Origin of the sequence: Pseudoalteromonas arctica (genome assembly GCF_012927645.1) — a bacterium.
Lineage (GTDB): Bacteria > Pseudomonadota > Gammaproteobacteria > Enterobacterales > Alteromonadaceae > Pseudoalteromonas > Pseudoalteromonas arctica_A.
This window is the reverse complement of record NZ_JABBMT010000053.1, coordinates 1-12,153: the sequence shown is the minus strand read 5'-3', so window position 1 is coordinate 12,153 and position 12,153 is coordinate 1. Positions and strand designations below refer to the sequence as shown.

General features: G+C 39.1%; 12 protein-coding genes and 1 pseudogene. 2 read left to right on the top strand and 11 right to left on the bottom strand.

Annotation, left to right across the window (positions count from 1 at the left end; all coding sequences use genetic code 11):
- Nucleotides 1–101 precede the first annotated feature (101 nt).
- From HHO47_RS18415 to HHO47_RS18380, 8 genes are all read right to left on the bottom strand, one after another.
- Nucleotides 102–464 (bottom strand): GNAT family N-acetyltransferase, encoded by a 363-nt coding sequence (locus HHO47_RS18415; RefSeq protein ID WP_169021614.1) that lies wholly within the window; start codon nucleotides 462–464, stop codon nucleotides 102–104.
- A 25-nt stretch (nucleotides 465–489) separates the two neighbouring features.
- Nucleotides 490–834 (bottom strand): 5-carboxymethyl-2-hydroxymuconate Delta-isomerase, encoded by a 345-nt coding sequence (locus HHO47_RS18410; protein WP_169021613.1) that lies wholly within the window; start codon nucleotides 832–834, stop codon nucleotides 490–492.
- A 32-nt stretch (nucleotides 835–866) separates the two neighbouring features.
- Nucleotides 867–1,298: a nuclear transport factor 2 family protein gene (locus HHO47_RS18405; RefSeq protein ID WP_248291050.1), complete on the bottom strand. Its 432-nt coding sequence runs from the start codon at nucleotides 1,296–1,298 to the stop codon at nucleotides 867–869.
- A gap of 124 nt (nucleotides 1,299–1,422) precedes the next feature.
- Nucleotides 1,423–1,779 carry an acyltransferase gene (locus HHO47_RS18400; RefSeq protein ID WP_348981676.1) on the bottom strand — a complete coding sequence of 119 codons (357 nt, stop codon included), beginning with the start codon at nucleotides 1,777–1,779 and terminating at the stop codon, nucleotides 1,423–1,425.
- 114 nt (nucleotides 1,780–1,893) lie between these two features.
- The gene (locus HHO47_RS18395) at nucleotides 1,894–2,289 is read right to left on the bottom strand and encodes a DUF4019 domain-containing protein (RefSeq protein ID WP_169021611.1); all 396 of its coding nucleotides are present in this window, start codon (nucleotides 2,287–2,289) and stop codon (nucleotides 1,894–1,896) included.
- Between the two features lie 228 nt (nucleotides 2,290–2,517).
- Nucleotides 2,518–5,151 (bottom strand): efflux RND transporter permease subunit, encoded by a 2,634-nt coding sequence (locus HHO47_RS18390; RefSeq protein WP_169021610.1) that lies wholly within the window; start codon nucleotides 5,149–5,151, stop codon nucleotides 2,518–2,520.
- Nucleotides 5,152–5,160: 9 nt separating this feature from the next.
- Nucleotides 5,161–5,994: an outer membrane lipoprotein-sorting protein gene (locus tag HHO47_RS18385; protein ID WP_169021609.1), complete on the bottom strand. Its 834-nt coding sequence runs from the start codon at nucleotides 5,992–5,994 to the stop codon at nucleotides 5,161–5,163.
- 9 nt (nucleotides 5,995–6,003) lie between these two features.
- On the bottom strand, nucleotides 6,004–7,203 hold the full coding sequence (locus HHO47_RS18380; protein WP_169021608.1) for a hypothetical protein: 1,200 nt from the start codon (nucleotides 7,201–7,203) through the stop codon (nucleotides 6,004–6,006).
- A 230-nt stretch (nucleotides 7,204–7,433) separates the two neighbouring features.
- Between HHO47_RS18380 and HHO47_RS18375 the strand changes: the two genes are divergently transcribed.
- Nucleotides 7,434–7,991: a TetR/AcrR family transcriptional regulator gene (locus HHO47_RS18375; protein ID WP_169021607.1), complete on the top strand. Its 558-nt coding sequence runs from the start codon at nucleotides 7,434–7,436 to the stop codon at nucleotides 7,989–7,991.
- A gap of 26 nt (nucleotides 7,992–8,017) precedes the next feature.
- Here the strand turns inward: HHO47_RS18375 and hrpB are convergent, their stop codons facing one another.
- The gene (hrpB, locus tag HHO47_RS18370; protein ID WP_169021606.1) at nucleotides 8,018–10,441 is read right to left on the bottom strand and encodes an ATP-dependent helicase HrpB; all 2,424 of its coding nucleotides are present in this window, start codon (nucleotides 10,439–10,441) and stop codon (nucleotides 8,018–8,020) included.
- Between the two features lie 93 nt (nucleotides 10,442–10,534).
- Here hrpB and HHO47_RS19685 point away from each other — a divergent pair.
- Nucleotides 10,535–10,606 (top strand): annotated as a pseudogene (locus HHO47_RS19685) (CsbD family protein); the annotation flags it as partial.
- 116 nt (nucleotides 10,607–10,722) lie between these two features.
- Here the strand turns inward: HHO47_RS19685 and HHO47_RS18360 are convergent.
- Both HHO47_RS18360 and HHO47_RS18355 read right to left on the bottom strand, forming a co-directional pair.
- Nucleotides 10,723–11,490, bottom strand: a complete 768-nt coding sequence (locus HHO47_RS18360; protein WP_169021605.1) for a hypothetical protein — start codon at nucleotides 11,488–11,490, stop codon at nucleotides 10,723–10,725.
- 454 nt (nucleotides 11,491–11,944) lie between these two features.
- A partial coding sequence (locus HHO47_RS18355) for a transposase (protein ID WP_282435334.1) occupies nucleotides 11,945–12,153 on the bottom strand: 209 nt, incomplete at its 5' end.

Here is a 12,153-nt window from a genome sequence, read left to right as displayed (position 1 = left end):
TTATGACGATATTGTGGAGCAAGTAAGTAGGGCGTGGAATACATTTCGCTCAGACATTGATAACGTTAAGCGTATCTGTTCGAGAAAATGGATAAATTTGATCACTTAATAAAAAGCATTGGTATAACAATATCTGTTGTTTGAACTTGTTTTATTAATAACGCTAATGCTTCAGTAACGATCCCCTGCCCCCAATATTCCTTTGCGAGCCAATAACCCACCTCGGCTGATTTACAGTATTCAAGCTCCCCTTTGATTGCACTGACGCAACCAATAAATAAGCCGTCTTTTTCAATTGCAAAAATTCCCCCTGCTTTACTGCCAGTCTCAACCCACCAACGCGCATCACCCATAGTGTAAGGCGACGGTATTTTGGGGGATAAAAACCGTTTTACATCGGGGTTATTTAAGTAGTTGACGAGTAAAGTTTGATCTTCTAATTTGAAATTTCTTAAACGTAGCATGGTATTTTTTATATTTAATTAAAATCTAAAGATGGTTTTTATTACAATAGGTCGCTTTTTCAAAGTCATTTATGTTCATGGCGATATTTGCAACCTCTGGGAACTTATCATTAAGCATGGTAACCACAGCTTTGGACAATGCCGCTTTTTGCTCTGTAGTTCGCCCTTGCATAATGTGCGTAAAAACATGAATAAACTCGTGTTTTTCATTCCCTACTAAATAATTATTAAATGGGTTGACCCTAACTTTTATATCTCCTTCAACAAATAAGCCAGTGCTGTTGGCTACTTTATGTATCTCTTTGTTAAGAGTTGCTTCATCGCATACCTCTAAAATTGAACTAGCACAATCAATCACAAAATGTGGCATTAAAAACTCCTTTCTGGTTGTTTAAAATAAAGCTACTGATGGTACTTGCGTATCATCACTATTTTTCCGCCTTCAACTTCAAGCACATCCATTATCGTTTGTGTGTATTCTATTGGCTGCTGATTTTGCGGGTGAATACCTTTGGCATGATGGCTATAGCGGATTGCAAACCCTGAGTTATTAAAAATAAATGTGTCGAGCAATTTCGCTTTATACTCAGTGTGAGCACCTAAATAATATGCCATGCCTTTGCGCATGTTTTCTTTACCGTCCGGTGTGCGAGTATCATCAGGTTGAAAAGGAATATGCTGACTCCCTACATCATCACTTAATAACGCCAAAAAGGCTTCTAACTCTTTATGCGTTGCGCTCGGCGCTTGAGTTGCGACCATCGTTGAAAAATATTGTTGAGCGAGTGTTTCAAGTTCTTTGTTTGCAGCCGCAACACTGATTGACACACACATTAAAACCACTGAAAGTATAGCTGTTATTTTTTTCATCATGCCTCCACTTATTCAACTCGCATACGTTGCCTACTATACAAACAATAAACGAATGAAATGTATAGCTTTATTTTTTGTATTATGTTTAAAAAAGCAGCTCAGTGAGGTGAAAACTGCCACTAATATAGAGAAAATTAATCAAGGCTCTAACGGGCATTGGAAAATGAGAAAACGATAAATTAAACTTGAGGCTTAGCAGCACGCATACACCCATCAAGCTAAACCAAGGAGTAAAGAAGCATAAAAGCTTCCACTTTATTAGCATTACGGCTAAGTCGTGTAACGCTCCACTGATTGCAAACGTGATGATCACAGCACACCAATGAGGCAAAAATGATGAAACCGGCTTCATCACATAACGAGACAAATAGTAGCTCCAAATGGGGTTCCAATAGCGCCAAAACAAATAAAATGATGGCGCCCCAAAAGAGCGTTTAAGCATATTGTTCATTGAGCCATTAGCACCTAAAGGCACGCCAGTTCGCTTTTTTACATATTCTGTAAGCATTATATGATTAGCCATATTGACTCTCTGGCTGAATTAGCCACAGGTTGGCTATTGAATAAAGTAGCCAATCACTAACCATTGCTGGTGCGACTTTTTTAAAGTAACCGTTTCAGTCGATTCTGGTCTATTTGCAAAATCAGTATTAAATTGCAGTAAAACATATTCACCTTTTGGTAACTGAGGCAGAGAATCAAACGTTTTACGATTGACTTGTTCACGGGATTTTACATCACCCAGCGGTGTGCGAACTTCACCTAGTTTTGATACCCATAGATCTTGGCTTACATTTTCTTTAAAGAATGCATCACTTTGCTGCCAACTCAAGGCGTAATTGCCGTTATCTACTACAGCTAACCACTGTGTAGCGGCTGTTTGTTCTTCATTGGCTTGTAGATTAAATGTGGCAAAAGCCATAAAGAAAAATAAAATACAGTGCTTTTTCATCAAAACTCCTCATTAAGTAATTAGGTATGAAATTTAGACTACAACAGCACTAATAAAAATAAAAGCCAGCTTTCTAACTCGTTAACTTCATTACATTATATTTTGTACTTTTACAGTTAAAAGGAGTACAGGTTTCCTAACCTGTTAAACATGCTAAAGCCGCGTCATTCGATGCGGCTTTAGTCTTTTTATCTTATCCTGAAATGTGTTTACACTTTAGCGCTTATTCTAACCTTCAGCCGTCAATACTCTATCTGCGCTTTTTGATTCTCTGACTTTAAGTTCTCCTTTAAAAAACCAAGGAGCAAATAAAGTAATGACAAATAACGTAACCATACCGCTGATAAGCAGTGATAACCCCACTAATGTACCAAGATCAATCAGTGCTTTGTGCTGAGAAAACAACAAAGCAATAAATCCAATACTGAACACCAATACATTAGCAATAATCGCCCTACCACTTACCCTCATTGCATTTAATAAGGCGTGGTTAATACTGTGACCATTTTGTATTTCATGTTGGATCCTCAAGATGTAATGCACTGAGTAATCAACAATGCCAAGTACTAAAAATGAAATAATGGCCGTCCCGATGTTCAGCTCAATGTTTAATACCGTCATCAATGCAAAATAAATCATCACTGTTGATAGTAAAGGCAAGGTGCCAGCTAAACCAAGACGAATCGACTTAAACCAGGTGATCATAACAAGCAATACGGTTAATAGTGCGATAGAGGCGCTCACAGTTTGGCTTTTCACTAACGCATCTAACACAGCAGTCCATATGATTGGCGAACCTGCGTGTGTAATTGTCACTCCTTCCGGTTTGTTTTTTTCAATCCAGGGTAATGTGTGATCTAAGAAAGATTGATAATCATTTGCCACCGTTGTTCCTAGTGTGTAAAGCAACACAGTTTTAGAAAAGTCTTCGTTTAGTACATTTGTGACATCAGAGCCACGACTATTTTCAAACAGTAAAATAGACTGCCTGATAATATCGCTGCCGGCAATTTCAACCTCATAAGCTTGCTGTGTATCTTCATCAATTTCAGTAAAGCGCTCAACTTCATTGGGTAAACGATTGTACTGAGGATCAAAGTCATTCAATGTGTAATTAATCCGCCTTACATAACGCGCCAAAGAATAGCTGTAATTCACTGTACTGTGCTGATGAATGTGTTGCTCTAATTGGTCAATAAAATGTGCAACTTCAAGGGTCAATGCGCCATTTTTTATGCCTGTATCCACTTCAATCCAACCAGGGCTGGTACCCGCTATGTGATTATTTATAAAATCATCGGAGATCCTAAAGTTACTTTGCTCTGGAAAATAACCCGCTCCCATATCATCAACACGCACTTGCGAAGCCAAAAAGCAAGAGCCAACAAAAAGTCCAATAAAAACCACTGTAAACACTTTTCGATTAGCTATAACAGGTGTTAACGTGCGCACAAGTAAGCGACTAATAAAATATTTCTCACTCACATTATTGCTGCTATCTTCCACTGTTTGCGATGTTGGAATGATATCTTTATTGGGGAACAGAGCGAGTAAAGCAGGGATCAATAATAAAGAAATAATCAAGGCAACAAACATACCAAATGATATAAACAAGCCAAAGTTTCGTAAGCTTTCAATACTGGATGACGTTGACATGGTAAAGGTCAAGCAGGTTGTTATTGTGGTTAATACAACTGGCGACACCATTAAGATCATCGCTTTGCGAATAGCCACTAAGCGAGATTTATTGATTTTCTTCTGATGGTAATACTCAGCCATAACATGTATCGCATCAGATAAACAGATGGTTAATAAAAATACCGGCAGTATAGCAGTGATCACATCTAATGGCGCATTTACAATAGCCATCATGCCCATTGTCCACACTGTACACATCACAACGTTTATTAAGGGGATAACAACCCCTAAAATGGTCTTGAAAAATACCGCTAAAATCACCGTAATTAATAAAATAACGATCGGCAGTAAGGTCGCGAAGTCATGATCTATTACTTGCTTTTGTGCAGCAAAAAATACCGGAACTCCACTGATATAAATATCATCTTTAAGTTCAGGGTGAGCCTCTTGGTAATCACTAACGAGCTGTTTAAACGCCTCATACGCACGCACTTGACCAATAGCATCATCTTCTAAAATACTCAACTCAACAACAATAAGTGCAACTTTTCCATCCGGTGAAATTGAACCGAACTCAATAAGCTCGTTATCTTGAACTGCATTTTTAACAAACTCGATATCTTGATTGCGCTGATTCACTGTTTCTTGCGCAAACATAGTACCATGCTCATCTAAAAAGACATTTTCCGTTGAGGACAACCCCGCCACTTCTCTAACTGGATCAAGGCGTTCAGCAAAAACACGTAAATTTCGTTGCTGCTTATCTGTCAATTGCCAAGTAGCTGATTGGCTAACAAGTTCACGGGCGAGTAAACCGTCATTTGGGGTCATGCCATCCGCCAATATCGTATCAATACGGGTGATTAGTTGACGATTTTCTGGATAAGCAGCTTGCAGCTGTTTAAGCATTTTTGCATCGCTCTGATCAACATAGTTCATTTGTACAGCTACGCGTGATAGGTCAAAAATAGCGTTAATCGAAGCTTGGTTGAAAACTGTATTATCATTGCTCAGAGCGATCAATACAGAGTCGTGTGTGCCCGTAAATTCTTCTCTTAAGTCAAAAATAGTACTGCGAGCAGGGTGATCCTGCGGTAAAAAATAGGGGTTGTTATCTTCACTCAAGTTAGCAGAAGCAACCAGAAAGTAAGCTGTAATAAGGACTAACAAGGCTAATATTGATTTTGGGTACCTAAACACAAAATCTAGATATTTTTCTAACATGTCAATTCCTTATTCTAATTCAGAGATTTTAGTTAACTCAGCAACATCGCTGTCTTTTATGCCTCGTTTAAGTTTCGACTTTCTGAAAGTGGCGTCTGCAATACCTTGGTTATAAAGCGTCTCATGAAACAACAAAGTGCTTTTTTTATTTTCAATAAAATTTGTCATAGTTGATGCCGTAATCGTCCAAAAGCCTTGAATTTTATCAACTTTATCAACATCCAGTTGTTTGAATAAAATACCTTTTGTATCAAAGTATTGCTGTTTTAAAATTAACTTTCGGTCTTTATCAACCCAAGTTATTAACTTGTAGTATCCCGACTTATTTATAACATCTTGTGATTTTGGAGTACGTTCAATAACATGTGTCTCAACGCCATTTACGCTTTCGCTTTTTACAATTTTTGAGTCAAAATCAGTGATGCGCAATTTATCTAAATCGTAATACGAATATTCGCTGCCCATAAAAGCACCACGTTTATCCGTCGCAGAAATACGCCTTACTTTTCTAAAGGCCGGAAGGTACATCCATTGCTCGTCTTCCTGCGCCGTACCTTCATCATAGCTACGCATCAAAAAACTAATATCTCGCACATCTGCGGGGGCTTTGATAGCCAATACCATTACTTCGTCTTGCTCTATATCTTTTTGCAACATATAAAACTGTCGCTGATTAAGCAGACTGTCATCACTTAGCGTTTTCAAAGTCACCGTGGACAAGTAATCTTTACCGTCGTTGCGATCACGCACCTGTTGTAAAATGTTATTCGCGTCATTAACCGAAGCATCTGCAAATACACTTAATAAAATGCCTGCTGTGGCCAAAATATGTGTTAATTTCATTTTTTCTCCTTAAAAATAATATGTTGCAGCAAGCAAAATGCGATCACGCTGCTGCTGTGCACCTAGATAATTCTCTTGCTCACCATCGATGAGATCGAGGTTCAGCTTTAATAGCCAAGCTTGATTGGGCTTGTAAGTCAGTTTTAGCTGGGATAAAAGCCCACCACCTTGGTTATCGACGTAACTTAATGCCGCGCGTAAGTAAACTTGATTAGCAAAGAAACCCCGCTCTGCTGAGGCTGTGTAAATTGGTGCAGATTCAGGGATCATATACGTGGGTTGCCAACCATTGAGTAATTGATTGGTATACTGAACTGTTGCAGTCCAATCTTTATAGCGATAATCCAAGCCCACTAATACTTCCAACTTGTTGACGTCTTTGTGCTGTAACGCAGTATCGTTAACGGTGTAATTATCAAAGTAGGCAAACTCAGTCCTAAGCACGAAGGCATCTATGGGCTTGCTCAAACTAGTTCCTAGCATTGAAAATTTTTCATAGGCATAGTCAGGCCGTTCACTGGTCGTTGCATTCAATACGGGATCATCTTGATAACCGTAAAATGCGTACAAGCTGATATCTGTGTCATGAACAAACATGTTATAACGCAAACCTAGTTCGTACTTCCCCCACTCACTGCTTTCACTATTGGGATAATAGTTATTGCCAAACTCTGCACCCGAGGCTGGGTATTCGTTACTGCGCTGTTCAATAGTGGTAATAAAGTTTAGCGTATCGCCGCTATCGTACTCATAGTCCACTTTTAACATTGGTACAGCCACGCGATAATCGTCGATATCAAACAGCACAAAACTCTTAAAACCCAAAGGGTTAATAACATCAACAATACGTAAGTCGTCGGCTTCGCCCCACACTACCTTTTGATAACCAAATGACCAAAAGCTCAGGCCAAATTCCCCTGAAACATATGCCTCTTCGATGATTGCTCGCGATCCATATTGATCTTCGGCCGCAATGCTAAAACGGTCATTATCACTGTAGACAAAGTCATGCTCTAACCTGCCATCAAAGGTAAAGCTCAACTGCTCAGTGCTGTATTCAAGTTTTATCCCAACCGCAACTCTTTGCTCGGTAGCATAATTTTCTGCAATATTGTAACCAAAGCTACTTGTTAGATTAGGTTGGACATATAAATTGGCGTAGCTACTGCTACTTACACTGCACACAGCAAGTAATACTAACCGGTGCATGAACTACCACCGTCAATAATCACAACGTACTTAATTCCCACTGTAATTTCCTTATAAAGAAACAGACAGTACACACACTAGGTCAACCGACCTAATATGTCAACCCAATGTTATAAACAACAAAATATATTGCTTGATGATAAACCTACTTGATGCGCTATGTTATGATTTGTCGAATGGCAACTGAGCAACAATAAAAGATATGGAAGTCAACAAAGAGAATGGCTGTGATGAAAATTAAATCGAATAAAGAAGTTATTATTAAGACCGCGACAAAAATGCTCTCTGAACATGGCAATCACGGTGTGACATTAAGAAAAGTAGCCGAACAAAGCGGCGTTACTTTAAGTAATGTACAGTATCACTTTGGTGACAGAGACGGCTTAATTAGTAGTGTTATTGACTCATATCTCGAAATTTGTCTCAGCCATATTCGCAGCTCAGTCCAAGAAAATAATGTGAAAAATAACCCTGACGCTATAAAAAGTTATATGATTAATTTGCTTTCTTTAGACGATCTGCAAGGTTGGTGCGAAGTAATTCGAGAAATTTGGGCCATTGCATGTCGTTCAGAAAAAGTACAAGCGAGTCTCGACAATTACTATCAACAATGCAGTAATGAACTCGTCACACTTCTAATCTCTCTCGATTTTCAGGAGCAAAAAAGCAAAGAGTTAGTCTCATTACTTATCCCTTTTATTGAGGGTTTTTCAATTACCTCTAATTTGCTACCGCTAAAGAAGGAAAAAGTTAGAGAGCTAATTATAAATCAGCTGTTTGAAGGTTAGAAAGAGCGCTTAGTTACCCAATAGCTTTACATTCTACTTTTAACTTTACTAGTAGCCACACTGGTGGCGGGGTTATCAGGCCAAAAGTGTTTTGGATAACGACCTTTCATTTCTTTTTGCACATCCCGATAGCTGGTTTGCCAAAAGCCAGCAAGATCTTGTGTTAGTTGTAAAGGTCGTCTTGCTGGTGAGAGTAGTTCCATTAATAAAGATAACTTGCCCTGCGCTAATATTGGCGTGCTGGTCATGCCGTACACTTCTTGCATACGAACACTGAGTTTTGCAGGGCCATCGAGTTGATATTCAATACGAATATTTGAGCCACTTGGAACTGACACTCTCAGCGGGAATAAATCATTTAATGCATTTTGTTGTTGCCAATTAAAACAACTTTGCAAGGCATTAAAGTAGTTAAATTTTTTCAATTGTTCGAGGGTTTTTATATCTTCCAGAAAAGCACCTAACCAAAGCTGTGCGTCATCGATTAAGCTTTGCTTAGTGACGACAGGAAATTGCTCCGGCACTAAATTACTAGCTAAACACATACGAGTAAGTAACTGCTCACTGTCGCTTTGTTCATTAAATAATCCAAAGCCTTGTTTTTGAAATAAAGTTAACCACGCTTTCGCCCGCTCACTTTTATCAAGCGGATGTTTACTCGGTTGACTAGTAACTGTAATTACCCCTAGTTTGATTTCATCTTGATGGATAAAGCGCCCTGTTTTTTCGTCAAATTCACAGCGTGTTTGTGCAGAAAATAAATGTGTCAGTTCATCTTCAATCTCTGTAGGAGTAAACGCCACAGCTGCAAAAATACGACTGCCTTTTTGGCCTCCCATTGAAGCAATTGCAAGGTAGTCATCGTTCTGCCAATACTCGTTATTTAGCTCAGCACCTGCGCCATTGGCAAGCAAGTAACCATTGCCACGCTTTTTAGCTAATCGATCAGGAAAAGCAAACGCCACCAGCAAAGCCAAATAAGTGATTTGTAACTCGCGTACTTCGGTTAACTTTAATCGCCTTAACCAAAATTTCAGTTGCTGTTTAAATACCGGATGTGGCCGAGCATGTTGGCTATGCAATGCTAAGCTTAAATCTGCGGTATGGCTTATCCGGCTCTCTAATAACGCAATTAAATACGCCGCTAATGTATAAATACCTGGCATTTTCGGTTCGAGTTGCTGCGCTTTAATTAACATGTGCGCTAGGCGAATATCCGCGCCAAAACTTAGCATACGAGTACCGAGGGGGGTCAATTTATTATTACTATCGAGTGCCTCTAACATTTGCAGTAATTTTGTTGCTTGCTGTATTTGTTGTACTGTTGGACTATCTAACAAGCTTAGATCGGTTAACTCCGCGCCCCAGCATTTTGCCTCCAATAATAATTGGCTAATATCAGCACTTAAAATTTCTGGCGCATCATGGCTATTACGCCGCTCAAAGGTTTGTTTTGAACCAAGCCTATAAACTACACCGGGCTCAATACGCCCTGCCCGTCCAGCTCGTTGAATTGCCGATGAGCGAGAAATACTTTGTGTGATGAGTTCAGTAACGCCTGTTTTTAAATTAAAACTAGCAGCACGACGTTTACCACTATCAACCACAATACGAATGCCTTCAATAGTTAAACTGGTTTCAGCAACATTAGTGGTCAGCACTACTTTACGAGTGCCTTTTGCTGCGGGGGCAATTGCAGCTTGTTGCTGGTTTTTATCTTGCTCGCCAAACAGGGGAAATACTTCACAATCTGTAGGTAAATCACTCAGTGCTTGTTGGACACGCACGATTTCACGTTGTCCTGGTAAAAACACCAGCGCGCTACCAGTTTGCTCGCTTAGCGCTTGTTTAATAATTTGTGGGATGTCATCAAGCCAGCGGCTTTCATCTTTTATCGGAATGTATATTTCGTCAATTGGGAAGCTGCGCCCTTGTGATTGCACTACAGGGCAATCAAAAAAATCCACATACCGCTGGGTATCAAGCGTTGCCGACATAAGTAAAATAGTTAAGTCTTCGCGCAGTGCGGCTTGTGTTTCAAGCGCAAACGCTAAGGACGTATCGGCGGCTATTGAACGCTCATGAAACTCGTCAAATATCAGTAAGTCAACGCCACTGAGCTCAGGGTCGTTTTGTAGCATACGCGTGAGCATGCCCTCGGTCACAATCTCAAGGCGGGTATTAACACTGACTTTAGTTTCCTGCCTGATGCGTAAACCAACACTTTGTCCTACGGTTTCATTTTGGCACTGTGCTAAATAGTTGGCAATATTACGTGCAGCTAAGCGACGTGGCTCAAGCATTACAATACGTTTAAAGTGCCCGTCGCGCATTAAGTTTAGTGGCAACCAAGTTGACTTACCCGCACCAGGTGGGGCTTGCAGTAAGGTAATCGGATCACTTTGTAATGTAGTAACGACTTGTTGATATATATCTTGAACCGGCAGCACAGCTATTTATCCTAAATTGCATTGCCGATATTGTAACAAAAAACGGTAGTAAATCAGATCCATAAAATTGGTGATTATTGAGTATTTGTAATAATTCAACAAGCATACGGTAAATCGAAAGAAGAAGCTGAGCGTGAAGTTGATGAGTTTGAAAAAGGCCATTAATAAAAGCATTAGGTAACTACAAAACCGCCTAAACAGGCGGTTTTTTTGTTTTAAAACTCAAATAGCTGCTTCATACTGGAGTTAAACTCAAAGCTCCTATCGACACTTCCTAAGATTTAGTTAGCCTTATTAACTGTACTGATCACAGAGTCAGACAATAACAACTTATCGTCTTTGTATACTTCAAGCCAACCTGGTGGTGAGGTGTCACAGCCAATTACCGTTACTCGCAATACGTAGCGATAGCGGCCGTTTTTAAATGTGTAGCTATGATTACCACCACTGCCTTCAAATTCGATCTCACCTTTTAGTAAGATTATATCTGGCTTATCGCTCGGTTTTTTATCAATGCTCCATGACGTATAGCGATAATTGCTATCACCTAAATCATCAATACGAATACGGTATTTAGACGTTTGCCAATCTAAAATAAGTTCTCCAAAGCTATTGATACTTGAATGCAGCGATTGCTTATCAGCTGCAATTAAATTTTTAGCCAGCGACTGCTCTTTAGCTGTTTGATGATTTATACCGATAATTTTACCGTCGGTATCAACCCAAACGACACCGCTATTAAGCATAATGCCTCGCCAGCCCACTTTATCCCAATCAGTATCGATATTTGAACTGGCAATAACTGCGACGAGCTCATCATCAAACACTTCATCAAAACGCTCTATCAACTCAGCTTCATTTTTAATAGCAGGCAGTGGATAACGTCTTTTTAGTGGATAACGAATAAGCGCAGCAATAGCAGTTTTATCATGTGCTTTAAAAGCAGCAATAACAGGTAAAACACTCTCGTGATACTTTTGCTCAAGCGCAAATGTGTTCGATACGAAAAGTAGAGATAGACACAGTAGAATGTGGTTTAGACACTTCATTTGTAGTCCTTTATTTAAGATCATTAACGGGTTATTAATAAAGAAGAAAAATATTCAAGGGGGGTAGGTGATGATCTAAAAACAAGATGCCCTTTCTTGTTTTTCAGCATTCAGAATCAACTACCTAATAACACGACTCAAAACCTAGCCTTCAACCTTGGAATGAATAAAAATTATATTAGTTACCTTATTTATATTGAAGATAACACATCTCTTACATTAAATATAAGTTGAAATTATTTGATTTATTCTATCTGTGGTACCTCTAGCTTACTTTCGGTGCGAACTTTGCAAACTTTGACGTATTTAAGTTGTTGAATAGCCACTAACTCATTATTTTAAAAGAGAAAAGTTTCAATTCCCATCAAGTTAAGCTAAAATGAGTATTGTAGAAATAGCAAATATCGAGACTAATAGTATGAAAGTAGAAACTAAATTAACCTCAGTTCTGCTCTTAAGCGATAACTAATGCATTGAGCTCTACGTCAGTTAAATTAAGGTGTGGCTTATTTTCTTTCAAGCAATAAGCCACCAATCCAGCCACTAAATTCAACATAAAACCGTTCATACTCCGATGCCTCGAATGTTCAATGAAGGATATGTTCTTGAGTTGGTCATTAATTGTCTCGATTATAAAGCGCTTTGAAAGCATCGCTCTATCCC